17 protein-coding genes are annotated in these 24,710 nt (G+C 39.5%); 9 read left to right on the forward strand and 8 right to left on the reverse strand.

Going from position 1 to position 24,710, the window contains the following annotated elements; genetic code table 11:
• Positions 1 to 6: 6 nt before the first annotated feature.
• Positions 7 to 651 carry a hypothetical protein gene (locus tag IPF37_05980; GenBank protein ID QQR49071.1) on the reverse strand — a complete coding sequence of 215 codons (645 nt, stop codon included), beginning with the start codon at positions 649 to 651 and terminating at the stop codon, positions 7 to 9.
• Positions 648 to 6,173: a hypothetical protein gene (locus IPF37_05985; protein QQR49072.1), complete on the reverse strand. Its 5,526-nt coding sequence runs from the start codon at positions 6,171 to 6,173 to the stop codon at positions 648 to 650. Before IPF37_05985 ends, IPF37_05980 begins: the two co-directional genes overlap by 4 nt.
• Positions 6,174 to 6,394: 221 nt before the next feature.
• Here IPF37_05985 and IPF37_05990 point away from each other — a divergent pair, with 221 nt between their 5' ends.
• The 3 genes from IPF37_05990 to IPF37_06000 are packed head-to-tail and all read left to right on the forward strand — an operon-like array spanning position 6,395 to position 10,023.
• Positions 6,395 to 7,615, forward strand: coding sequence for an ABC transporter substrate-binding protein (locus tag IPF37_05990; GenBank protein ID QQR49073.1), 1,221 nt, complete (start codon positions 6,395 to 6,397; stop codon positions 7,613 to 7,615).
• Positions 7,608 to 8,717 carry a hypothetical protein gene (locus IPF37_05995; protein QQR49074.1) on the forward strand — a complete coding sequence of 370 codons (1,110 nt, stop codon included), beginning with the start codon at positions 7,608 to 7,610 and terminating at the stop codon, positions 8,715 to 8,717. Before IPF37_05990 ends, IPF37_05995 begins: the two co-directional genes overlap by 8 nt.
• 10 nt (positions 8,718 to 8,727) lie before the next feature.
• A complete protein-coding gene (locus IPF37_06000) occupies positions 8,728 to 10,023 on the forward strand; it encodes a hypothetical protein (protein ID QQR49075.1) in 1,296 nt (431 codons plus the stop codon).
• Between the two features lie 179 nt (positions 10,024 to 10,202).
• Here the strand turns inward: IPF37_06000 and IPF37_06005 are convergent, their stop codons facing one another.
• The gene (locus IPF37_06005; protein QQR49076.1) at positions 10,203 to 11,153 is read right to left on the reverse strand and encodes a hypothetical protein; all 951 of its coding nucleotides are present in this window, start codon (positions 11,151 to 11,153) and stop codon (positions 10,203 to 10,205) included.
• Entirely contained in the window at positions 11,150 to 12,589 is a 1,440-nt protein-coding gene (locus tag IPF37_06010) for an AAA family ATPase (GenBank protein ID QQR49077.1), read from the reverse strand. The genes IPF37_06005 and IPF37_06010 overlap by 4 nt, the downstream gene beginning before the upstream one ends.
• A 353-nt stretch (positions 12,590 to 12,942) precedes the next feature.
• Between IPF37_06010 and IPF37_06015 the strand changes: the two genes are divergently transcribed.
• Together IPF37_06015 and IPF37_06020 are read left to right on the forward strand one after the other, a co-directional pair.
• Positions 12,943 to 15,132 (forward strand): EndoU domain-containing protein, encoded by a 2,190-nt coding sequence (locus tag IPF37_06015; GenBank protein ID QQR49078.1) that lies wholly within the window; start codon positions 12,943 to 12,945, stop codon positions 15,130 to 15,132.
• Between the two features lie 10 nt (positions 15,133 to 15,142).
• Positions 15,143 to 15,553, forward strand: coding sequence for a hypothetical protein (locus IPF37_06020; protein ID QQR49079.1), 411 nt, complete (start codon positions 15,143 to 15,145; stop codon positions 15,551 to 15,553).
• A gap of 7 nt (positions 15,554 to 15,560) precedes the next feature.
• Here the strand turns inward: IPF37_06020 and uppS are convergent, their stop codons facing one another.
• Together uppS and IPF37_06030 are read right to left on the reverse strand one after the other, a co-directional pair.
• Positions 15,561 to 16,343 (reverse strand): di-trans,poly-cis-decaprenylcistransferase, encoded by a 783-nt coding sequence (gene uppS / locus IPF37_06025; protein ID QQR49080.1) that lies wholly within the window; start codon positions 16,341 to 16,343, stop codon positions 15,561 to 15,563.
• Between the two features lie 12 nt (positions 16,344 to 16,355).
• Complete coding sequence (locus IPF37_06030) at positions 16,356 to 17,501, reverse strand: class I SAM-dependent methyltransferase (GenBank protein QQR49081.1); 1,146 nt, start codon at positions 17,499 to 17,501, stop codon at positions 16,356 to 16,358.
• A gap of 226 nt (positions 17,502 to 17,727) precedes the next feature.
• On the opposite strand from IPF37_06030, the gene uvrA reads away from it, so the two are divergent.
• The 3 genes from uvrA to IPF37_06045 all read left to right on the forward strand — a co-directional run bounded on the left by uvrA (position 17,728) and on the right by IPF37_06045 (position 21,109).
• Positions 17,728 to 20,334, forward strand: a complete 2,607-nt coding sequence (uvrA, locus tag IPF37_06035; protein QQR49082.1) for an excinuclease ABC subunit UvrA — start codon at positions 17,728 to 17,730, stop codon at positions 20,332 to 20,334.
• A gap of 93 nt (positions 20,335 to 20,427) precedes the next feature.
• Positions 20,428 to 20,748: a nucleotidyltransferase domain-containing protein gene (locus tag IPF37_06040; protein QQR49083.1), complete on the forward strand. Its 321-nt coding sequence runs from the start codon at positions 20,428 to 20,430 to the stop codon at positions 20,746 to 20,748.
• Positions 20,735 to 21,109, forward strand: coding sequence for a HEPN domain-containing protein (locus tag IPF37_06045; protein QQR49084.1), 375 nt, complete (start codon positions 20,735 to 20,737; stop codon positions 21,107 to 21,109). Before IPF37_06040 ends, IPF37_06045 begins: the two co-directional genes overlap by 14 nt.
• Before the next feature lie 74 nt (positions 21,110 to 21,183).
• Here IPF37_06045 and IPF37_06050 read toward each other — a convergent pair whose 3' ends face one another.
• On the reverse strand, positions 21,184 to 21,771 hold the full coding sequence (locus tag IPF37_06050) for an ankyrin repeat domain-containing protein (protein ID QQR49085.1): 588 nt from the start codon (positions 21,769 to 21,771) through the stop codon (positions 21,184 to 21,186).
• A gap of 204 nt (positions 21,772 to 21,975) precedes the next feature.
• On the opposite strand from IPF37_06050, the gene IPF37_06055 reads away from it, so the two are divergent.
• Positions 21,976 to 22,302: a TfoX/Sxy family protein gene (locus tag IPF37_06055; GenBank protein QQR49857.1), complete on the forward strand. Its 327-nt coding sequence runs from the start codon at positions 21,976 to 21,978 to the stop codon at positions 22,300 to 22,302.
• Between the two features lie 8 nt (positions 22,303 to 22,310).
• Here the strand turns inward: IPF37_06055 and IPF37_06060 are convergent, their stop codons facing one another.
• Positions 22,311 to 24,473 carry a hypothetical protein gene (locus IPF37_06060; GenBank protein ID QQR49086.1) on the reverse strand — a complete coding sequence of 721 codons (2,163 nt, stop codon included), beginning with the start codon at positions 24,471 to 24,473 and terminating at the stop codon, positions 22,311 to 22,313.
• Positions 24,474 to 24,710: the final 237 nt, after the last annotated feature.

Below are 24,710 nucleotides of genomic sequence, written 5' to 3' on the forward strand. Positions count from 1 at the left end.
TTTTTTTCATTTTTCGAGCCGTTTTTTTATCAAATTTACCTGTTGTGGAGTAACGTAAATTCCTTTTACATAGTGATTTAAAAAATCATTTAAATCCGGTTCATCATATTCAAATATTTCATTATCTGTATATATTTTTTTTATATTGCCAAGAGCTTTGTGAATAAGTTCTTTAGCCTCTAAATTTTTTCCTTGTGTAAAGTAGTTGTCAGCAAGGTAAACATAGCTCCAGACATTTCTTTGATCGAGAGCGATGGATTCTTGTAGGGAAAAAGTTTCTTTTTCGTCATCTCCTTTGAATTGAAAGAACCAAGAAGCTGCATAACGAAGCATTGAATCAGATTCATCGGAAGAGCTTTTGAGCGATGTTAATTTATTCATTAAATGTTCATCGGCATGTTCAAATAAAGTGTAATGTTTAAGATAAGAAAGGAGCAAGAGCGCTTGGACATTATCTGTATCGAGAGCTAATATTTGTTCAAGGTATGCAATGCATTTAATATCATCACCATTTGGGGGGTGTATTTCTAAAATGGCCAATTTGAATAGCAGATCTATGTTTTGTGGATCGTGATGTAATTTTTCTTCAAAGTTTTTTTTTAATTTTTCTTCATGGATTTTATTTAATTCATACATTTGTTGTTCTTTCATTGTTCGACCCACTTTATAGTATTTTTAGATATACGATTTGAGTCACCCGTGTAACCATTAAAACTCATTACCCTGCCATCTACGATATGTACTTTTATTTCTACAGCTAGGCCGTTAAGATTAGTTTTGATACAATTTGTTCCTTCTGATAGCATCCCGTGAGAATCTACTTTGTCAACGATGTTTTTAAAACGACTGATTATTTCATCTTCAGTTGCGCCCAAATTCATAATACCATTTCTGCGATGGTCTCTGGAAAATATATGGTCTTGGTTTATTGCTTTCTCGTGATAAGAATTTATAATGCCGTTGGCTCTGCGAGCACCATTATTAAGCGCTGTTTTGACAGGCTCGAGTAGCTGAGCAATTCTATGCTTAAGGCCTCCCGTCAGTCTTGTTAGCAACGAGTTTACTAGTTCTTGTTGATTTTTTATAGCATTGACAAGAGGTTGTATGTTTTTAAATCTAAAAGCATTATTAACTTTGCCTTGCAACAAAATCTCAGTGAGCATAGCAATTGCTTCTTCGGGATGCTCTTGAATGAAAAGAGCTGAATTTGATATCATTTGTTCAACGCGAGCATGAAATTCTTCGGGATTGCTGCAAGCAAGGTTGATGGCGTCGATTGCTTTGGTTAATGCGATGCCGGCAAGTCTGACCGGGCTTAAGAATCGGTCAACCAGGTGCATAGGAAGTTTTCTTGGGTGGCTAATAAGATCAATCCATTGTTCTCCATAATTCATAAGCCCTTTGCCTGCGCCGCGTGCGATGATATTAGTCAACTGCACGGTTCCTTCGCTTGCGCGCATTAAAAAGTAGGAAAAGTCTGAAAGATTAAACGCAACGACTGGGTTTGTTTGTGATTTTGCAAGAGCGGTGTAGTAATAAATTACGGGCGCGGTGGTTTCTAGATGGGTATTATACGGGTTATCTCTGAGCATCGTATGAGTTTCTTTGATGGTAGCGCAAAGTTCATTATGCAATTGCAATTCAAGAGGGGATCCTTCTTCTGGATTAATTCTACTCACGTCAAATAGCGTTGCAAATTCATTGGTCCCATAAATGTCGTCTTCAAAATTGGGCGGCATCATCTCAACCGAACGATTTGGGAATGCTTCTGTTTCTTGTAGAGATTCCAATCTTGCTTGATGACGGGCCATGAGTTCAGCTTTCGTGTCTTCACGCAGCGTATTGTTTGCTTCAAATTCTTGTGTTGTCAGTGTTAAATCGAGTTGAAGGGCGTTAAGCAATGCGGGATCGTTAAAAAGTACTTGGTCGTGCTGAATTCCGGAGCTGCTTGAAGAACTACTGCTTGAGCTTGATGAGCTACTCGAAGAACGTGGTGCATTTGATGATGAGCTGCTCGAAGATGGGGCTGCGGCTGAGCTGCTGGAACTCGAGGAGCTGCTTGAAGGACGTGTTGAGCCACTACTTGAGCTTGATGGGCGTGATGTTTGTGATGACGAGCTTGAAGTTGAGCTTGATGATGTTGCAGAATGAGTTGTTGTCGGTGTACTTGCTCTTGGTGCTGGTGCCTGCGGCGCAGCGGCTGCGGCTGATGGCGCAGGGGCTGGTGCTGTCGACGAGCTTGATGATGTGCTGGTTGATGGTGCTGATGTTGGTTGACTTGGTGCTGGCACATGTTGTGCGGGTGCTTGTGACGCAGCGGTTGGGGCTGCAGGTGCAATTCCATGATGGGCTTGTGCGCGTTGGTTGAGCTTGCTAATCGTTTTTTGCACAATGGTCGAGAGGGGGTGGTGGTAACTTTGATAGCGTTGAATATTTGTGCTGCGGTTACGAGCTTCCTGTTCGCTGTTAAGTTTTTGTGTGAGATCTCTGTTGATGGTACCTTGGTCTGCTGCTTCATGAAATAAGCTGTGGGTTATAAAATGGGCGACTTCAGCATTAATTGCGTTTCGATTTTCTGGCGTAGCGTTTTGTATGCGCTCACGCAGTTGTGTCGTTGGTTCAAGGGTGTTTTCTAAAAAATCGTTCTGGTGCGTAAACGATTCAATAGTTGTTTCGCAAAGGTCGTTTGCAATGCCGTCAACCATGGTATTTAACGTCTCGAGATATGTTTGGCCATTTTCGTAAATCGTATCGAGTTTTTCTTCTGTTTTGCTTATGTGGGTAAATGATGACCGAGAACAATCAACTTTTCCAAGGATGTCTGCCACAGTAACAAGGTCATTGGCGATTTTATTAATTGTGGCGGCATGCCGTAATTGATTGGCTTGATTTGCTTGGCGTGATTGTGTTGCAAGGTGCATCAATAATGTATCGATTTTTTGCAGGCCCTTATGGTCAGAGCGATAGTATGGCATGTAGGTTGATGTGTGTTCTAAGCCATATCTTTTAGCGAGCGTATCTACAAGATCTTGGTGTACAATTTGTTGAACTGGAGAGCCGGTAAAGGATCTGAATTCAACCGGTATTTCAGGGCCGTAATGTTTTTGGATGGTGGTTTCAGGATAAAAAAGGGTTTGTTTGATAGCGTTAGTTTGTCTGTTGTAATTGGCTCCCTTGGTTGTATATTCTTTACCTAAGTTTACTAATTCTTGTGCAAAATCTTTTTTTTGATCTTTAGTTTTTTCATTAAAAGTTTTTTCTAATGTTTCCCAGTTTTGTTGACTGGCTGTTTGTATTTGCTGCTGTTGTGCTATAACGCTTGACCGTGTTGGACGCATTCTTTGTGCTTCTGCGTATGCAGAGGAAAATACATGAGAAAAAATTTGATTGATGGGAAAGCGTGGGTCGTTGTTACCTTCAGCAGAGTCACCAATGCGTTGTTCCCAAGAAGAAGGCGCTTCAATTTTCTCATGAAAATTATAACTGTCATACTGTGGCAGGTTGATTTCATCGCCAAAGAAAATACTTTTGGTGATAAATGCCAAAGCATTGGTGCCTTGTCGTCCATTCGAAGCATTGATTTCTTTTTGTATGGCGGCACCTTCTGCTATGATTTTTTCTTCAAAATTTGCAGGGTCGCTTAAAGATAGTTCAAGAGCTTTTTGTAGAGCATCTTTTGCGTAATTACACTTGCTGTTAAAAGAAGTGGGGAGATAAAAATATTTATCTTTAGAGGTTTCATCTTTTATATAGTTAAGAATTTTGTCGCCAAATTTTTTGGCGTAATCAGATAGTGTATTGCCCCATCCAAATAAGAAGCCATCTATTCCCCATTGATTTTTTTCAACAAAGCTATCGATCAATTCAGTAGCTTGTTGAAGAAAATAACAAAAATCAACGAGAGAGTTTGCTTGTTCGATTTTTCCTTGTTGATTACATAAGCGCGCAACGCGTAAATATTCGCAAATAATGGGAAGTGTATTATCAGAATGATATTGTTTATTGCCCTCATAGCTTGGATTTTGATAATATTTTTTACGAGCAGCGGTGGCGCTATTGATAACATTGACTGATATTCTGTGGAGTTCTTGTTGGAAATCATTGCCGGTAAAGTTTGCAAATTCTTGGCGTAAATCATCATTCGCAACTTCATAGTTGTTTGTTCTAGTCGCAGGATTGTTCAAGGTAGTGTTTATGGAGCGTTCTTTGCTTGCAAAGTACTCTGAACGGCCTTCATAAAATTTTGCGGTGTTATATTTTCCTAATCTAATCAATTTTGCTTGTAACGAATGAGCATAATCCGGCGTTGTTCTTTTGTGGGTCGCCTCCAGGTCTTCCCATCTTTTTGCTGCCCTGATGGGCTCTTCTTCTCTTTCTTTTCGTCGCTGTTCTGCTTCAGCTTCACGCTGTTTTGCTTCTTCTGCTCTTTCTTTTTCTCCTTCGGGAGAAAAGTAGTGCCTCATGCGTGCTTCAGCGATTCTTCTATAAACAACATCATTGTAAATGTGTGGGTTTTTATTAATGAAATATAGTTCTTTTGCGCTGCGCCAAGGGCGGTTCACGTCAAAAAGATATTCCATGGTTATGAATTTTTGCGCGTAAGTCAGATTATCCATGGTGTATTGTTCCATTCTGTCGAAGGGGCGGTCTAATAGCAGAAGTTTCCTTATGAAAATCAACCGCTGTTCTTCAGAAAGATGGTTGAGTGGTCTGGCTTGTGGATAAAAGGCTCTGCTTGTCTGAGGTTGTTGAAATTGTGGTCTTGGTTGCTGAGGTGTGCCGAAAGGTGGATCCAAATAGAATTGAGGTGACTCTTTTTGCATATCATCATAAATGAGACGAACGAGATTTTTGTATTCGTACAGGAGTTGACGTTCTTGATTGTGTCGTTGGTGTGCTGGTTTACTCAGAATAGAGCGTATTTTTTGGCCCAAAGGAAATGGTCTTTCAGATTTATATTTTCTAAAATATTCATCGGCGTAAGCATTGCCTCGTTCGGTGTGTAGATATGGATCATCGTCTTCTTGTTCATCTTCTTCTTCGCCTTCGACTACAAAAGAATCTTGGGGTTGATAGTTAAAGTTGCTTGGTAATGTTGGACGACGAAACCGTGGTTCTTGGAGCACTCGCGGTCCGGGAGTGAAATCAGGCATCGGCATTCTTGGAGCTGGTTGATTGCTGGATGATGGTTCTTGAGCTTGAGGCTCTTCAGTTGCTTGTTGCCGCGTTGGTTGTCTTGATGATGTTGAAGTTTCTGATTCTGTGCGTTGTTTTTTGTTTGCCGGTTCTGTCGTTGGCGTTGTATCATGAGGTCTTTTAAGCGAAGGTGTTTTTGGTTGTGGTCTTATGTTTGTTTGAACAGGCGGAGGTGCGTTGTCTTGTTCTAGTTTTTCTCGTGCTCGTTGTGCTTCTTCTCTTTCATTGCGTTGCAACACATTTTCCAAAGTGTGTATATTTTGAAGATAAGGAGGCGTGCTGACGGTTATTCTAGTTATTCCTGACGAGTTTCCACCTTCAAGATAAGCGTGAGAATATGTTGATTCTTCAAGAGTTGATCCTTCATGAGAGGAGAAATAAGGTGGGGGTCTTTTATAGGTTGATCTTTCATAATGTGAGGACCAAGGTGTTGATTGTGAATCAAGGCTCAATTTTGCTGATGTACTAGAAGAGTGCGAGGCTTCATGTTTATAAGAATCTTCTATGATGATTGGTGTTTTGTGCGAAGCTCTTTCGCGTGTTTCGCGGTCTTTTTGTTCGATCTGCGCTAGTTCGAGTTGTTTAGTCAGCTGCCGTTTTGCCCATTCGATATAATCTTTGTGGGTTTGCGGAAGAGATGCGTAAGCTGCCGGTGTTAGTGGTGGCAGAGTACCTGCGACAAGCGCATTATATTGAAGTAAAAAAAAAGCGTCGGTTGGTATAGGAATTGTTCCTTGCATTACACCCAAGATCATTTGATTTGTTTCTGTCTCAGATAGTTGCCGATGTTGTTGTACGGCTGCTTTGTTTCTTAGATTAGCTCCTTGGCCGCCTAGATTAGCCGAGAAGGACGATTCTTGCCCGCCGCTCGATGATAACTGAAGTTCTGGATGTGGCTTACTCGCCCCAAACAACATAGTGAAATTGGTTGCACACAATGCAAAAATAGCAATAAGAGCCTTTTTAAAGACTTTCATATAAACCTCCATTTATTGAAAAACTTTCTAAAAATATTATTATTTGTAATTATATCATAAATTTATCCTCTTTAAAAACGCCTAAAAGTAACAAAAAAGCCACTTTTTAGGTTCTTCCCCTCAAAAAATCCGTGAAGAATTAAAAGTCCTTGACTTTAAACATCCAATCTTTGCATCCTAAACCTAGTTTTAAATTCTTGAAAAAAGGGGAAACGCCTGCCATGAAGATTAATAATATTATTTTGAGTTTCTGTTGTGCGGCAAGTATCACGGTACCATTGCTGCACGCTGCTCATGCCACCGTCACGGCCCAGCAGCCAGCAACCTATTCAGAGCTGCCGGTTCAGCGTGATGATGTAAAAAAAATTATTTCGATTTGTTCCTCGTTTTCTTTGTATGGCGACAATGCGTTGGTTGGCAAACAGATGCTTGCCAGCTCGCTTAATTTTTTGAAAAGCATGGAATTTCTGCCGACCGAAAGCAAAGGCCGTGGAAGTTTTTTAATACGACATCGCGGCAATAATGAGTTTGTGGGGCGAGAAGGAACGAAGAACATTAAAAATATGGTTGCGCAGCAATCGCCGCTCGTTACTGGCCTGATGGGCACCGAAATGTTTTTGTCGCTTGAAAAATTTATCAGTAAAAAAAAGGCGCTCTTTTTATTTCCTTTTGAAGGTAATGTTTCACTGCGTGAGAAAAAATATGAAAACGTTATTTATTTTCGGCCATCGTATGAAGTTGAAATTGAGATGCTCGTAAAATATGTGGTGAAAAAGCGCTTTCGCAGTGAGATTGCCATTTTGTATGAAGCAAGCGAGTGGGGCAAGCGTTTGTTGCAAACATTGACGCAAGCGCTCGCGCGTCGTGGGATTACCGCGGTCAAGACAGCTGCCTACCCGCAAGGTTCGGTGCGCGTAAAAGGCGCGCTGAAAGAACTGGCGAATGCTTCGCCCAACGCTGTTTTTTGTTTAGCGCATCCGCGACCTGCATACAATTTTATTGGCAAGGCACTGGATGCTGGGCTGCATAATGCCTTGTTCGTTGGCCTTTCAGAATTAACCACCATCCAAAAGTTGCTCAAGACGGCGCGCGGTATTGATTTGATTGTGAGCGCGGTCGTTCCCGATCCGCAAAATTCTACTATGAAAATTGCGCAAGAATATCGTGAAGCAATGAAATCTTTTTTATCATTCCGTGCCGATACGCCTTTTTATTTTGAAGCGTATCTCGGCCTTGAGCTGCTGGCAGAGTGCATTAGTCGGATTGATGGTATACCGACCATTCCAAAAATTATTGCGCAGTTTGAGAAATTTAATGAAGTGTACAAAGGATTTGAAGTGCGCTTTAATCCGCAGGATCGTTCGTTGTCACCGCGGGTGTGGATAAATGAAGGTGTTGGTAAACCGTTAATTTCAGACCAAGAAAGTGAGAATAATGAATAACGTGCGCGCAGCGTGGCTGCACAATGTTAAACTTAAATTTCTTGTTCTCATGCTCGCCATGATTTATGTGATGGTGCTGGTTGGGTTTACCTTGCGGCATTTTAGATCTGAAGACCCGATGCCAGATGTTGCGCCTGTCAATTTACTTGTTCGGACTCAATTTCGTGATATTGCGGCAAAAGTACGAACTGGGCTGTATATAAAAAGTTTTTCTAAATTTGATTTTGTAGCCAACAATTTTATTATGGAAGCGGTGGTTTGGTTTGAGTTTAATAAAAACGAGATTACGCTTGAAACAATCGAAAAATTTTCATTTGAGCGCAGTGAGATTTTATCGCGCTCTGAACCAAAAGTGACAATGGATGGTAACAAAATTAACGTAAAATATAATGTTATTGTTTCGTTACACACCAATTTAGATTTCGAGCGCTTTCCGCTTGAAGACCATCGTCTTTCTATCGAATTAATTAATGATTTTATTTCTCCTTTTGAAATGTATTTTGATGATGCGATTGATGCGCAATCATTTGTTATATCTGATGATATTTTTACGGCTGACTGGGAAATAAATTCGATAGCATCATTTTCTGGCTATAATGAATTACATTATGACGAATATCGCGAAGATAAGAAAATTGGTATTCCCAAAGCTATTTTTATTATCGACTTTAAAAAAGCCGGTATCAAAAAGATGTTGATTATTTTTGTGCCACTTTTTGCTACCGTTCTGCTTGCTTTTATAACGTTTTTAATGAGTTTTAATAGCTACATTTCAAAAGTTACGTTGGTGGCTACCGCCATTACCGCCTTGCTGGGCTATCGTTTTGTTATTGAAAATATGAGCCCGCGCGTTGGCTATTTTACGGTCACCGACAAGTTCTTTATCTTCTTTCTCGTGCTGTCGTTTTTCATTTTTCTTTTTCAATTGTTTCTTGTTCGGCAGTACATGCTTTCTATGGACAAGGGCAAGTATGAGCCGCATGAGCAGCCTGATGCCGATACGGTACTGTACTCGCCGCGCACTACCGAGCGCATTAATACTTACGGTTTTTTTGTGACGATTGTATTGTTTATGGTGGTGGTTACCTACATTCTGAAGTAAAGAGGTTGTGATGGAAGAAAAAAAAGTAGAAGAACAAAAGCCTCAAGTGCCAGCGCAAGCGCGAAGCAAAAAATGGATTTTGGGGATTGTTGGTGGGGTGCTTTTAGCGCTTATTGCGCTCGTTGTTTTCTTGCCACAGCCTTATTATACCGAAGGTTTTAAAACCTTGAGTGAGCTGCAGGAATATGCTCAAACCATTGATGAGAATATTAAGATGGAGGGTAAAAACTTTGTTAAACCAAGTTATGAATCTTATTACCAAAAAAATTTTGGACCATCTTTATTACGTACATTTAAAGAAAAGATTGTTTGGCTTTTGTATTATTTTGGATTACATCGTAGACCATTATTTTCATCAAGTTTTTTTAAAAAAATGCTGATTGATGTTCTTGAAGATCGAGGGCAGCAAGGTTGGAGCGGTGATTTTGTTCAAAAAATTCAAGTTAACCAAGATTCAAGAATTGTTGTTTTTGGGTCTATTCAGGGTGCTTTTCATCCATTGGTTCGCTATTTAGAAAAATTAAAAGAATTAAATATTATTGATGAAAATTTAATTATAAAAAATCCTAACGATTATTTTATTTTTTTAGGAAATGTCGTTAATCGTTGTCCTTATACAATTGAACTTCTTTCTGTTGTACTTAGGCTGTTGAATGAGAATCCCAAAAATGTTTTTTATTTGCGTGGATTGAATGAATCTTCTCATGCTTGGGTTCAACATTCGTTGAAAAGGGAGCTAGAGTTAAGAGCTTATTTTTTATCAGATTCTGTTATTCCCTTGCAACATGAAGTAAGTAATTTTTTTGATACGTTACCAATAACGGTTTATTGTATGATTCAAGCGGCACAAGAAAAAGAATTGAATTACTTTAAAATTATGCCGCATATTGAGTCTGAGAGCCTTCTTAAGTTACTTGACGAATCTAGGTACAGCGCTTTTTTAGAAGATATTACTGATGGTAGTAATATTAGTGTTTTTGATTTACATAAAAATAGCCCAAGAGAATTGGTTGACAGAATTCAACTTATTAAGCGTGCTATTATTTGTGATATAAAAAAGAGAGAATCTTATGAAGAAATGGATGGTATGAGAAAGTTGCATTCTAGCGATAAGACGACGATTTGGACAGTCCTTTCGACATCTTCAGAGATTTATAGATCTGCGCTAAATTTTTTCTACGATGCGTTTGTAATTGTTTTTTCCGCCCAGAATCTGGAAGATTGGAAAATTACTCTTTTTAAGAGAGATGTTAGAAATAAAGATAAAAATTTTGAACAAAGATCAGAACGCTTTTTTCAAAATTAAAAAGGTGTTCTGATCTTTACATTAGAGCTTACTCGAATCTTTAGGTAAAATGTATATTTAAATGATGAGAGTTATGGATGGGTTTCTTCCAATGGTTTTAAAATGAATTTTATTGAGAATATGCTGGAGCTTACTGAGCTATAGAAAGACGTTTTGGGTCATCCAATATTAACGAATCATCAATCCTGAAGTCGTACTATCTCTCGTTGAAGGTATTTTGCATACGCAATATAATCCTCCAAATCGAACCTAGTCTTTTGTTGCCATAGTGTTAGTTTAATATCTTCTTGAAACACATGTGGTACCTCATTTAACCCGAGCAACAGCTTTAATGTTTCGTTTTGTTTTTTTACTTCTTCGACGAGCTTTTCATGAAAAAAAACACTCCCGTTTTTATCAAAAAGAGTTGCCTCGTTTTCATGAAAAAAAACACCCTGAAAATCTTCAGGCCTTTGTGGCATATCAGGCATAGTTTTTTTTTCTTGTGTTCCTTCACTAAAATCCTGCTCATCTTCTTTTTTATTTTGTTTTGCGGTTGCAGCTTTTTCCTGTGCACTATCACTAACATCTTGTTTAGACTCTTTTTCACTTTTTTTTGCAGCATCATTTGTAGCATTAGCAGATGCGTTACCCCATGCAGGCAATGAGTCCCACAACCATTTCAACAATTCTTTCACTAAATTTGCCGCCTGTATAATTAATTCTATTATTTTTTTTGCGAAATCTAAAAATGGCTGGTACCACTTATAAGCCCATACGCAATAAATAACGCCAACAATAACGACAACAATAACAAGCAGCTTTAACACCTCAAAAGGTTTTACCTTGATACGCCACCTATTTTTCCCCTTGTTTGTTTGCTTCTCAATCTTTTCAAGAATAGATACTTGTTTGTCCAATAATTCACAAATCAGTTTTCCATTACCATCGTTTTTACTATTATTAGAATCAATAATATTTACCAGGGCATACATAACGCCATCATTGTCAACAAGTTCATCATTCTTCTTTTTTAAAACGTCTTCAACGGTATTTAATAATTCTTTATGAGTTTCTTTTAATGGTTGCAAATTCGGTAACAACAAAAAGAAGCAGGCGATTGTTGATAATAAAAAAATATTACGCTTCATGCACCAACCCCAATCAATTGGGCAGTAACCCACGCATCACGTTCTTTTTTCCACTCCTGTACTTTTTGCTGAATCCCTTGGGTTTTTCGAATAATATCGGTAACAATAGCATCGGTAAGATCAACATTTTTTTGTCGTCGCGTCACCACAATCATTTCTTCTGCAATAAATTTTATGGTGCGAGGTGAAAAGCCTTCCATCATTTCAGCATAATGAAATAACCTATTCATAACTTCAGGCTGTATTGATACCACTGAATCTTTGTTGTCGTTGGCAAATTTTTGAAGATACGCAGCCAAAATAAGTGCACGCTCTTGCACGCCCGGCAGCTCAACTTCTATAGAAACACCAAGCCGATCTAAAACCGCATCGTCCAATTTAAAGGGATGATTGGTCGCGAAAATAAACATAATATTTTTTTGCCCACTATCTTGCACCAGCGCCAAAAAAGTATTGATAAAATTTTGAGTGAGCGTCGACGTTGTTGCCAACTTTCTGTTAGCAAATAACGATTCTGCCTCATCAATAAAAACAATCAACCCTTTTGAATCATCTGAATAATCATTGGCCCACTCAATCAATTTACGCAGCTCGTCATTCAACGAGCTCAGATCAGTAATTTTTGCAAATTCAGAACCAGACGTTAAGGCATAATCAAAATTTGATTCGTGTGCTAGCGCTTTGACAAAAGCGGTCTTCCCCGTGCCCGGCGGCCCGTACAATAAAACGTTTGGTAAATTTTCATTAAATGATCGCGCAGAATCTATGCGCAAGACCAAATCAAATAAGCGCTCTTGAACGTTCGGGGTAAAAAAGAGATCCTTCAACTCGGTTTCAGGCGTTATCTCGTCTTGCCAAAACCAACGATCTTCTGACGTTTCACTAATCACGCGCGGATGAGAAAAATAGTCAATCACAAGCGGAACCCCATATTTAATCAGATAACAACCAAAGACAAAGCCCGTCAGTGCGCCAAGCATTTTTGCAATCAAATAGGGATCTTCAAGCATCTCTTTAACGCGCTGCCACTTAACTTCTTCAGCATCAACCGTTGCTTGCGCACGAATTCTTTCACCTTGTTCAAAAATTCCCTGTCGCTGCTTTTCGTGAATTTTTTCATGAATAAGTCGACGCTTATCTTCAAAAGCTTCCTGATTGTTTCTCGCTGCTTCTTGACGTACTTGCTCACAAATTTCCTCGCCAGCTTGCCGCATCGTTGTCTTAAAATCATCAATACTACCCTGTACATCAATCAATGATTCTCGAGCAATATGCAAATCTTGATAGATTTTACTACTCATATTTTTAAGTTCTTGGCAAACTTCCATAGCTTTCATCGAACTTATATTGGCATTATGTGCCAAAGCAAAGCCCCTGTTGAAATTTACTACTGACTCACGTGCAACAACATTTATTTCATCAAATTGCTTACGCATTTCTTCTGGCGACAATGTTTTACCATTGACAGAGTGCTTAAGGAAACTGTCTTGCGCAGAGAACGCACCAGCCGCTGCATAAATAGTTTGAACAGATACCGTACCAGCAATAGTAATAAAACAGAAAAAATAAATGATCGAGATATTGCCATCATAAGACTAACTCCTTTTTAGTTGCCATAACTTTGAAGTAAAAACTTTCCCAAATAGTATCTTAATATTTTAAAATAACAACAAAAAAAATAACTATCATTACAAAATATTAAAAAAGTTTTATGTAGACAATAAACAAAATCGTCGATAAAATTTCTGACAGAATTTTATTAAAAAAGGGGCAAAAAAAGAGGAGTAAAATGATGTATTTGATAAATGCAAGATCCTTGTCAGTTTTCTTGGTAATAACTTCCATTTTTTCGTTGTTAAGCGCAGATCAAACCCGACCACAATATTTAGAGTTGGCGCCACCTTATTATCCAAAATCAAATATACAAATTGGCATGCGAGTAACCCCTACCCTTGAGTTGCCAAGTTTCTTTTCTGGCCCCAATTACATAAAAATAGCACGGCAGTTTGAAGCTATATCTAAAAACGAACTTAGTGAACAAGAAACCCTTGAATATTATTCTTTATACGCTTTTCCTAATTTTCGTGACTATGCACGCAGTTTGCCAAACTACAACGAGTTCATGCTATCGCTCGATGAAAAAATTAAGTTCAACAAAAAATTTAGACAAGACACTGCTCAAGTAGAAGGTTTTTCATATGAATTTTTCTTGTGGTATGAGAAATCTGGCTTTCATGATTTTGTTAAAAAAGAGGCAGAAACCATTCGACAGCTCCAAAAAAATGTCGCTGCTCAAAAAGAAAAAAACCAACTAAAACATGGCCTTAATGTTCAGAACACCCACGAGCTTTGGGCGCTTGAAAACGAGTACTACAAGCGGATAAAATTAATACCCAATAATGAGTTAAAAGATCGACTGATCAACCGAACTCAGGCCTTACGCCAAACACTCAAAAATCCAACAGAACGCTTTGATTACGCAAAAAATGCACCAAGTATTAAACCCAACGATCAGCACTCAGCGCTTTTCAAACAAACCTACGGTACGGCACTTGACTGCCAACTGCACAAAGAATTGGTTGAAACACGCAACACAATGCTTGAGCTTGAACGCAATTTTATTAGTGATTATCACGTACAAATTATTGCACCGGCAGTCCACCGTTTGGCAGCACAAGCAAAGGCAGAACAACACGCAGCATCTGCTTTTAAGTTGGCAGATTTTTCTTATGCCCTCACCAACATTGTTGGCAAAAGTTTATACATACTTTACGACGGCGCATACGCTGTCGGCAAAGGCATCATCAAAGCCACTGCTCTGACCCTGAGCCTTGAACACTGGCAGGAAATGGGTACCGGTATCTTGCAGGCAGCGCTTTCATGTTTAGATGCCATCGGTCATGAAGAGGCGCGCGCTAATGCTGTACTTGTTGCGGGACTTTCAAAAAATTATGATGATATACCGGCGCTTGCTGATAAGCATTGCCAGTATACGAAAGCTCAAGAACAAGCTCTTCGCCATGTAGCTACCCAAACATACGACAAGATAAAAGCTATGTCATGGCAAGAGTTTGTTGAACATGGCTTTCAATGTGGCATGACCATGATCCTGGACACCTTCGCACTGCATACCCTTGGCTCCTTTGCAACCAAAGCAAGTCGCGCATTCGTTGAAGAATTAAGCAATGTGATGGGACAAGAAACGGCTATTATTCAGCGTTATGCGCTGGGAACTGCTGGCATGGCTAAAATTGTTGCCGAAGAAGGTGTTGAGGCGGCAAGTATAGCTAAAATTATTGCAGAAGAAAGCGGTGTAAATTTGGAGGCAAAACTGGGACGAGTTCTTGATAATAAACTTGCCCACGTAGTCGAACCTGTAAAAACACCGTTGAGTAGCACTGGTCAAAAAGCCAATGGATTGTGGGAAAAAATACCGGTGCTTCCTGAGTTAACAGCTGAAACAAAGAACACCTTTAATGCGACTGGCAAGCTTACGCTCAGCGAGGTTGTTGTTGTCATCGACGAAATAACCGGGAAAACAATCACACCCGCCTTCAAGTCTGAAGCTGCTCAGCACGTACTATTTCCCGAGTTGATAAGACGCTTTAAGGGTGGGAAAATAGTTGAAGAAGTTTATGGATTCCATCATGATTACATGGGAGATTTGGAGAAAACAGGGAGACTTTCATTTGTTGATTTAATTGTTAAAGATAATGGAACATATTATGCTGACAAACTTGTTATTGACGGTAAAACTTTTGGCCCAGGAAAGTCTTTCTTTCCAAAAACTATGGAGCGACAAACTGTTGTCGATAATATTTGGGATGTTTTAAAAAATCCCAAAGAAGTTAATATTCAGTCAAATGGGGCTTGGAGAATTGATGGTCGTGGCAGAAGTAATATAGACGTGGTTTGCATTATCAATAAAGACGGTAATCTTACAACTGCGTATCCACTAATTGAAAAAATTAAACAGTAAGGGACTATTTATGGGCATATGTATTTTAAAATTTTCAAATAAATTAAATCGGTATTGTCAGATCAAGGGAAACACACAAAGCGACTGGTTACTTGGTAGCTTATTGGTAGACAGTCAAGGGCAAATTTTTATTGAATGGCATCTCAAGTGGTTATATGAAAAAAATTCTCATGTGGGTGGTGCTAATTGCATTTGCTGTCAAAAAGTTGGTAACGACATAATTATAACATCAGAATTTGATGATCAAGAATTCCCTGATGAATGTATTATACCCAAACAAACATTTGTGAAACTACTTGAAGGCTGGTCTGAAATTTTAAATCAATTGCCTCCGTACGTTGTCATTGTTCACAACGGAGCTGAGTTAGTCATTACCGCTCATGACCATAACCCGCTTGAGCCAGATTTACAGAGTAAATAATTAGAGTTTATTTGCTAAAAGTTCTTGTCCTTGTGTAAAAAATTTCTATGGCTTTATTGAGCAATTCCTCATTAAGTGCTGGAAAATATTCTTGAGGAAAGTAAAGCTCGCTGTATGTTGACTCCCAAGTCATAAAGCCTGACAGGCGCAGTTCGCCGGATGTTCTGATTATTAAGTCAGGATTTTGATATGGTTGATGCGCTGTATCGATGTGGTCTGTAATAGTTTTTTCGCTGATAGTTTTCATGTCTATTCTTGTAGCAGCTATTTTTTTGAATGCTCTACAGAGATCATCTCTACCGCTGTAATCGATACCAAAATTAAAAATGTGATCTGAGAAAGTAGAAGTTTCTTGTTCTGCTTTATTGATAGTATCTAGTAAGGTTTGAGGTATTTTATTTTTTCTTCCAAGATGAACTATTTTAACACCCATTTCCTTAGCAATTGGGAGCATTTTATTAATAAGTTGCTCAAAGGTAATCATGAGATTATCTATTTCTTCTTTACTTCTATTCCAGTTGCCCGTAGAAAAGCCCCATAGAGTTGCCGTGTGTATGCCCGTTTCCCATGATTTTTTTAGGATCAAAGGAGCGGTTTCAAGAAAGCCAATTCTATGACCTTCAAGTGGTGATAGACCTTGAGCCTTTGCCCAGCGTCTGTTTCCGTCAGCTATAAAAGCAATATGATTTAATTTTTTTTCAGAAGTTGAAATGGTTGAAAATATTGCGTTACTAGAAATGCTTAGAATAACCGCCACACTAAAAATAATTTTCAATAGTTTTATCTGCATGAAAGGGTTCCTCTATTTTGTAAGAATCAATAAGCTTCGAGTGGCAGGATGAGAATTAATGACTTCAACTGAGTGAAAATATTTTTTACTTAGTTGAAGAAAATGTTCAAGGTTATAGTACTTATAAGCATAATTTTGTAAGGTGTGGATAATGTTTTTGTGAGTTTGGATTGAGTTAAAAATATTTGGATTATTAATACCTTTTTGTATATGTGAATCTTCCAAATCAACAAACTCCAAAATCAAAGTTTTCTTTGTTAATTTCCCAAGTACTTCAAAAATCTGTTCAAGCGTCATCCCGGCAACAAAAACCAAATGATGAATAAGTGCAAGGCATAAAACCGTGTCACATGCAAAGCGTTCGCGTACTTCAGGTTTATTGCATTGTTCAAATGGTAGCACTGCCGTTGTGATGTTTAATTTTTGATCATGCGATTTGTTATACAAATAATCGAGGCAGGATTCGTCGATATCAGTTGCAATAACGCGTGCACCAAGGTGCTCGGCAAGTTCAGAAAACCAGCCGGCATTGGAACCAAGATCTAAAACGGTTTGAGGCTTTGTTTCTTGCAAAACTTTGAAAATGTTACGTTGTTTGTCTTGCCATGATTCTTGGCTCTTGAGCGAGTAATTTTCTTTCTTTTCGGCATAATATGAAATATAGCCCTTGCGTTTGTACTGATGCGTTGTCGATGGCATTACATCAATTTTTTCCAGATAGTCCGCCAAATCAGTGAAGAAGTTTTTGCCGCGGTTATTGGAGTTAAGCATGGCAAACACATCATTCGCTTCAGGATTGGTACCGCATAACTCAGCAAGGTCGGCATCAGTGGTGCCGTTTTGCAAAAGTTGGCGGGCCTTGACGTGTTCTTTGTCGGCCATCAAAAAGAAGGGAACGAGGTAGTGTTTGTCGAGTACCTGAGAATCGTTATGGCGCAGGCTGTAAAGAACTGCGTCTTTGTACATGCTTGCAGGCCATTCGTGGGGGTGGGTAAGCGCGATGGCGGTATTTGGTTGAGAGTTGAGGAAGCGACCGAAGATCGTTTGTTCGTGAGTTGCTTGGTGGTTGCTAACGACAACCTTTTTACCGTGAGAGAGAAAGAGTACCAGAGCTAAACCGGTGGTTGCCAACGACGAAAAAACAATCGATCTTTTCATTCTCGAAATCCCTACCCATTAAAAATTTCTAACAGAAACAACTTGGTTGCTATGCGCTTAATTATCGTATAAAAAAATGAAGCAAGATTTCATAATATATAATTTTTATGATTCTGCAATATTTATGAAAAAAATGAGAGAAGGGGGTATTTTTCGCTGGTTTTAACGCTAAAAACGGCCTCTTGGCATGGCGTGACATTTTGTGGAAAATGTGGTAGGGTGATTGATGAATAATAAAGGATCAATCAAAGTTACCGGCGCCAAAGAACACAATCTTAAATCGGTTTCGGTAGAAATTCCAAAAGAGCAACTGGTCGTTATTTCTGGCCCTTCTGGGTCGGGTAAAAGTTCGTTAGCGCTCGATACGCTGTATGCCGAAGGCAAACGTCGTTATGTCGAATCGTTATCATCATACGCCCGCCAATTTTTGGGCGTGAGTAAACGGCCAGAAGTTGAAAAAATTGAAGGGTTATGCCCCGCCATTGCCATCGATCAAAAGACTGTTGGCTACAACCCGCGTTCTACCGTTGGCACCATTACCGAAATTTATGATTATTTCCGGGTGCTTTTTGCGCGCGTTGGCACGCCGCACTGTCCTGAGTGCGATGCCGTTATTAGTGCCGAATCTCCTGAGCGCATTACCAACATGCTTATCGCGACCTACGGTCCGGGACATCAGCAAGAAAAGGCCGAGCAACCTGAAAGCAATGTGGTAACGATTGCCTCGCCGATTGCTATTGAAAAAAAAGGTGAGTTCCAAAAAGAACTCGTGCGCTTTTTTGAGCGTGGTTACTATCGCTTTGCCATTGACGGGCAGGAACATCGCTTTAAAGATGTTAAAGAATTAGCGGCACTTAAACTTGAAAAACATGTCAAACACAACATTAGTGTTTTGGTTGATAAAATTGAAGTGAGCGAAGAAGAAAAAACTCGTTTGCAAGAAGCAATTGAAAAAGCATTTGCGTTAAATGGCGGCCTGTGCAGTGTGATTAATGACAAAGGCAAAGAGCGCGTTTATTCCGCTCATCGCATTTGCGTTGAGTGCGTGCGTTCATTCCCAGAACTTGAACCGCGTTTCTTTTCGTTCAACTCGCCGATTGGTGCTTGTGAAAATTGTCACGGTCTTGGTTTTACGTACGAACAAGGCTACGACAACAACACCGCGCAAACCGAAGAAGGCGGGGAAGAGGGTGGCAACTCGTACTATTTGAGCTTTGGCTATTCTGAGCGGCCATGCGATTGGTGCAAAGGCATGCGCTTGAAAGATGAAGTGTTGGCGGTGCGGATCAATGGAAAAAACATTGCGCAATACTGCACGATGTCGATTGGCGCTCTGTTAAAAGAAATGAAAAATTTTACGTTAACGGACGACATGCAAGAAATTGCTGAGCCGTTGGTGCGCGAAATTATTAGCCGCTTGAGCTTTTTAGAAAACGTTGGTCTTTCGTATTTAACACTCGCGCGTACTGCACGCACCTTGTCTGGTGGGGAAGGGCAGCGCATTCGTTTGGCAACACAGATTGGTTCAGCACTCAGCGGCGTGCTTTACATTCTTGACGAACCAAGTATCGGCTTGCACCAGCGCGATAACGATCGCTTGATCGCAACCCTCAAATTATTGCGCGATCAGGGAAATACCGTGGTCGTTGTTGAGCACGATATGGACACCATTCGCGAGGCCGATTATTTGATCGACATGGGCCCAGCGGCCGGTATTTTGGGCGGCGAGGTTACCGCGTTTGGCACGCCAGCAGAAATGGCACTGAACGAGAATTCGTTGACGGGTGCGTATTTGTCTGGTCGACGCGCTATTGTGGCACCAGCCAAGCGCCGTCAGCCGCGTAGTTTTATTACGCTCAAAGGTGCTAACGCCAACAATCTTAAAAATTTAAACGTACAAATACCGCTTGGTGTTTTTGTCGCTGTTTCCGGTGTCTCTGGTTCGGGCAAAAGCTCGTTGATTATGCAGACGTTGGCGCCTGCCTTGCGTCAGTATTTCAGCCTCGGTTATTCGATTGGTCGCGGCTTTGATGAAATTGAAGGTCTTGAAAATATTAAAAATGTGGTGATGGTTGATCAAACGCCGATTGGCCGTACGCCTCGCTCAAACCCTGCAACGTATTTGGGTATTTTTGACGAGATTAGAAAATTATTTTCAAGCTTGCCAGAAAGTAACGCGCGTGGTTACAAGCAAGGTCGTTTCAGTTTTAATGTGGCTGAAGGACGTTGTTTTGAATGTAGCGGCGAGGGCATAATAAAAGTTTCTATGCACTTTTTGGAAGACGTGATTGTGGTTTGTAAATCATGCAAAGGCAAGCGGTACAACCAGCAAACGTTAGAAATTTATTATAAAAGCAAGAATATTTACGACGTTTTGAATATGTCAGTTTTGGAAGCGCGTGAATTCTTTGAACATTTTTCTAGCATCAAAAAGCGGCTCGACTTTTTGTGTGAAGTGGGGCTTGACTATATCAAGCTGGGCCAGGCTTCTACCACGCTTTCCGGTGGTGAAGCGCAGCGCATCAAGTTGGTTAACGAGTTGGCCAAGCGCGATAAAAACACGATGTACATTCTTGACGAACCAACGACTGGCTTGCACAGCTGCGACGTTGAAAAGTTATTGCTTGTGCTCAACAGTTTAGTTAATCGTGGCAATACCGTGTTAGTGATTGAGCACAATCTTGACGTGCTTAAATGCGTTGACTACTTGATTGACATTGGGCCTGAAGGTGGCGATCAGGGCGGTTTGATAGTTGCCAGTGGCACGCCTGAAGCGGTTTGCAAAGTTAAGGCCAGCTTGACGGGGCAGTATCTTAAAAAATATTTGAAGTAAGCTTTCGTTTACTTTTTTTAATTTTATGCTTCACTAAAACCGAGCATTAAAGCTGCTCTTTTGATAAAGCTATAAAATGGTGTCGAGGATTTCATGATTAGCAAAGACATAATTGAAGAAGTTAAAAACCGGCTGGTAACAACATACAATCCGGTGGCAATATATATTTTTGGCTCGTATGCGTGGGGCAGTCCAAGCGAGGACAGTGACTTGGATTTGTTGATTGTCATTGATCATTCAGATGAAAAATCTTATAAAAGACCAATTCCTGGTTACGACGCTTTATTTGGCTTAGGCATTTCTAAAGATATTATCGTTGCTACTCATGAAGAGTTTGCACGAAGATCGTGTGATGTGACGACGCTTGAGTATAAGATTAAAAATGAGGGAAAGGTTATTTATGCTCGAGCATGAAAAATGGCTTGTGATCGCGCATGATGACCTAAAAATGGCGAAGCTTGCATTGCCACAAGAGCTTTTTTCTCCATTGACTTATCATTGTCAACAGGTGGCTGAAAAATCGTTAAAAGGCTATCATGCCTTTAAAAAGCAGCCAATTATGAAAACTCATGACTTAGCCAAATTACTTGAAGTATGCCTAACGTTTGATAGGGACTTTGAAAAGCTTCGTCAATCGGTAAGCGTCTTAAATCCTTACGCAAGTAAATTTCGTTACCCAACAGAATTTGAAATTCCTGATGAAGGTGACGCTGAGCTTGCTATTAAACATGCCGAAATGATTATGAATCTTGTGCTAAAAAATATCGGAACCTGAAACGGGTTAACAAGATATTTTTGGGCGTAATTAAAAACCTTAGAGTTTTTTCCTAAAAATAAAACGAAGCTTGTTTATTCGACATCAGGCTCTTTGATTTCTAGAAAGTTTTCATAATTTTCTATCAATTTCACAATAGCCTTATGTCCTCCCTCCTGTGCCTCTTCTTTTGCCGTCCTTCTTCTATTAATTATTGGGATTATATTAACATCAGGGCCATTCTTTAAAAGTATTTCAACGCAATCAATATAGCCGCCTCTGGCGGCGAGATAAAGTGGGGTTTCGCAGTTAGAGTTTTTTGCATTTATTTCGGCGCCATTTTGTAAAAATAGTTCAACAAAGTTGGTATGGCCATATCTTGCAGCGCAATGAAGCGGTGTCCAGTTCTGGTTGTCTTTTGCATTAATATTGGCTTTATTTTGTAAAAGTTCTTTAACGCAGTCGGCATGACCTTTCCCGGCGGCAATATGAAGTGGAGTTTGGCCGAAGCGATTTTTTTCCTCAATGTCTACATGTTGTGCTATCAAAGATCTTAGATGTTCAATACTGTTAAATTGTGCTGCTAAGCCCAGCGGGGTAAATGAGGGTGCTATCATTAGAGGCTTTGCGTTGGTTGTAAGACCGATAGTGATCAAAAATAAACCTAAAAATTTTTTGTTCATGATAAAATCCTTCAGATGGGTAGTGTGATACTGTTTGTTTGATGTGTAGCGTGGCAGGAATATAAACTGGCGCCAAATATTTTACAAGAAATCTACAGCAGCTAAGCAAAATAAGGGAAAATCGTGAAAAAGTATAGCGAAGAGTTTGTTGAATATGTGACCAAAGATCTGTTGGGGTACCATGCAGAAGTTGTGGCGCGGCGGATGTTTGGTGGCTACGGCTTGTACCATCAGGGCGTTATGTTTGCCTTGATTGTCAACAATGAGCTCTATTTCAAAGCCGATGTTGAGGCGGCTGGTTATTTTCAAACGTTTGGTTCTGAACCATTTACGTACGAAGGCAAAGGCAAGCTCGTGAAGCTTTCGTATTGGACCGTAGTGCCCGACGTTCTTGAAGATTCAACTGAGCTTAAAAAGTGGATGGACATGGCTTGCGCGGCGGCGGTGAAGGCAAAGCAGAAAGCAAAAGCCAAGTCGGCCAAGCAACCAAAAACAAAGCCACCAAAAGCCAAGTCGGCCAAATCTCGATAATTCGTTATTTAGTGGCCGTGGGCCTGCAAAGCCTCAAGATTTTTTGCAAGTTCAACGAGCTTGGCTTTCAATATTTCTAACGCTTTTGTAAGGTAGTTCAAGAGGCCTTTGGTGTCGACTTTTGCATCGAATGTTGTTTGGGCTGCTGGATAAATATCGAGTGCGGATTTACCATCAACACCTTTTACTTCAAGAGCTTCTTTGAGTTTTGTTTTGTCGGGAGCTGTTGCAATTAAAAGTTCCATGAAGCGTGTGGTTTTGTTAATTTTTTGAGTTGCAACTAAAGCTGCCCAATGTAAAGGACTTTTGCCCTCAAGCCCTGTTTTGATGATTGCCTCTTCTTTTTTATCGTCAGACACAAGATTTAAAAGTGCTTCGAGATAATCGAGTTTTTTGACGTTGATTGCATATGAAAGCATTTCATTGTCGATAATTCGTTGGTTGCGTATATTTTGATCAGGAGTATTTTTGAGTATTGTTAAACAAAAATTAAAGTACGATTCGTATGCAGCTGAAAGCTGATTGCTGTAACTGGAAAAACTGCAAAATTCGCAATCTTCTTGTAAGGGTGTGCCTTGTTTGCACAGTTCGCATGAGCTGTCCGGGCAGAGCTTGCTTTTGCAGTATTTCTGATCTTTATGAATTTGTCGCGAGCATGGTTTGCCATCTTTTTTATTATAGTGATTTACCTTATGATCGTGTGCTTTTAAGAATCTTTCCCACAGGGAATCAAATGGATACAATGCAGGTGAAATTATGTTGTGTGAGAAGATAACATCAAGTTTTCCTTGTAGAGCAAAATATTTGCTGCCGAAGTGGGAGCCGATGTAGAAGATTGATTGGATTAAATTAAGACTTTCAGAATACTTTTTTCTTGAAAGTTCTTCTAAAAAGCTACCATCTGAGTCTATCTTATGTACTACTTCATAGAAATTAATAATTTCATTATTGGTCAAACCTTGTTTGCGAGCATCTTCAGACATGACCGCTAAAATAGCTTGCATGTGATGACTGCTACGACTTTTTGCTGCGGTGAACGATAAGGCTGAATACTTAAAAATAATTTCTTGATTCGATTCCTTGGTTGCGTGGCCGTTTTCAGTTTCTTGAAAGATAGTTTTTTGTTCTAATGTTTCTTGATCATAGGTTTTTAAAATGATATGGTCGCGTGTTTTTTGATCAAATACGCTTAAAATGATTGATACAAACGTTGGCGTTTGATATATCATCGCATTAAACAGCAACGGCGCGATGAATTGATTCTGTGCAATGTAGTTAAGCTCTTGATAAATTTTTAATTCAAGAGCTTGTGCAATAACTTCTTGAGATGAAAATGATGATAAAATCGTTTTCAAAGCAGCATTAATATCTTGCTGAATGGCAAGAATTTCAGCCTGTTGGGCGTTAGGATGGTATTTAGTCTTGACAAGAGATATATTATTTCTTTGGTAAGCTAGTATTAGGTATACAAGTGGTGTATGGACTTTAAGTTGATAAAATTCTTCTGCTCGTTCTTCTTTAGAACCAAGGATGAGGCTATCTTTATCGATCTTTACTGATAAGTTCTTCAAAAAGAGTAGTTGTTTTTCAAACATGTTATCATATTGTTCTACTTTAAAATTGGTGATTTCTAGGTTGAGGTCCTCTTTCTTATATTTAATTTCTTTAATTTCTTGCATTTTATCCATTACAAGATCCCACCAATTTTTTCCAACGGCATTTTTATTGTTGAAAATAAGGTCGTCTTTTTCTTGTGGCGATAGCCGTGTAAGGAATTGTTCGAGTAGAAAATTATTTGTTGTTGGGATATGTGAATATGATTGAAGTGTTTGGTAAATTACTACTGGGTCTGCAACCTTGGCAACGGCTGATGCAATTTCTGTCTTGGTGTAGTCATCATTGTTGCTGGTGTTAAGAATGCTACTGAGTAGATTGTTGCCGCCATCGCTTGGGTTGAGTTTCTCTTGAATAACCATTTTTTGTTTTTCTAGTGCTAGTGCATTGAATTTCTGCGTGAATGTTTTGGTTTTTACATAGTCTGTAGCATTCTCAAAATCCTCATGAAATTGTTTGACGAGAGCATAGTCATCGGCTGGCAAGGTTGCTGAAACTAAATTTTGACTAAACAAAACAGTGCTGCACAGTGCTACCAAAAAAATGAATTTTTTCATAATACTCTCCGTGTACCAATAAAAAATAAAGCGAGACTTCATCTGTTTTGATGCTACCATACCCCCCCCCCATTTTTATAGACAAATGTAAAATTTTATTGTTTGTGTTGGAGTTGCGGGCTTTTTTGTGTTGAGTTTGTCGCTCAAAAATTGGGGGGAGAGGTAAAGGAGATGTGTGACTGATTGTGTGCCCTCAAGATTTCCGTAGACCATAAGCCCTGAAAAGCAATATTAAAA

Source organism: bacterium, assembly GCA_016699045.1.
Classification (GTDB): Bacteria; Babelota; Babeliae; order Babelales; family RVW-14; genus AaIE-18.

Coding starts and splice junctions, on each gene's coding strand:
- IPF37_05980 (QQR49071.1), bottom strand. CDS start 651: ATGAAAGAACAACAAATGTATGAATTAAATAAAATCCATGAAGAAAAA.
- IPF37_05985 (QQR49072.1), bottom strand. CDS start 6,173: ATGAAAGTCTTTAAAAAGGCTCTTATTGCTATTTTTGCATTGTGTGCA.
- IPF37_05990 (QQR49073.1), top strand. CDS start 6,395: ATGAAGATTAATAATATTATTTTGAGTTTCTGTTGTGCGGCAAGTATC.
- IPF37_05995 (QQR49074.1), top strand. CDS start 7,608: ATGAATAACGTGCGCGCAGCGTGGCTGCACAATGTTAAACTTAAATTT.
- IPF37_06000 (QQR49075.1), top strand. CDS start 8,728: ATGGAAGAAAAAAAAGTAGAAGAACAAAAGCCTCAAGTGCCAGCGCAA.
- IPF37_06005 (QQR49076.1), bottom strand. CDS start 11,153: ATGAAGCGTAATATTTTTTTATTATCAACAATCGCCTGCTTCTTTTTG.
- IPF37_06010 (QQR49077.1), bottom strand. CDS start 12,589: ATGCGTAAGCAATTTGATGAAATAAATGTTGTTGCACGTGAGTCAGTA.
- IPF37_06015 (QQR49078.1), top strand. CDS start 12,943: ATGATGTATTTGATAAATGCAAGATCCTTGTCAGTTTTCTTGGTAATA.
- IPF37_06020 (QQR49079.1), top strand. CDS start 15,143: ATGGGCATATGTATTTTAAAATTTTCAAATAAATTAAATCGGTATTGT.
- uppS (QQR49080.1), bottom strand. CDS start 16,343: ATGCAGATAAAACTATTGAAAATTATTTTTAGTGTGGCGGTTATTCTA.
- IPF37_06030 (QQR49081.1), bottom strand. CDS start 17,501: ATGAAAAGATCGATTGTTTTTTCGTCGTTGGCAACCACCGGTTTAGCT.
- uvrA (QQR49082.1), top strand. CDS start 17,728: ATGAATAATAAAGGATCAATCAAAGTTACCGGCGCCAAAGAACACAAT.
- IPF37_06040 (QQR49083.1), top strand. CDS start 20,428: ATGATTAGCAAAGACATAATTGAAGAAGTTAAAAACCGGCTGGTAACA.
- IPF37_06045 (QQR49084.1), top strand. CDS start 20,735: ATGCTCGAGCATGAAAAATGGCTTGTGATCGCGCATGATGACCTAAAA.
- IPF37_06050 (QQR49085.1), bottom strand. CDS start 21,771: ATGAACAAAAAATTTTTAGGTTTATTTTTGATCACTATCGGTCTTACA.
- IPF37_06055 (QQR49857.1), top strand. CDS start 21,976: ATGTTTGGTGGCTACGGCTTGTACCATCAGGGCGTTATGTTTGCCTTG.
- IPF37_06060 (QQR49086.1), bottom strand. CDS start 24,473: ATGAAAAAATTCATTTTTTTGGTAGCACTGTGCAGCACTGTTTTGTTT.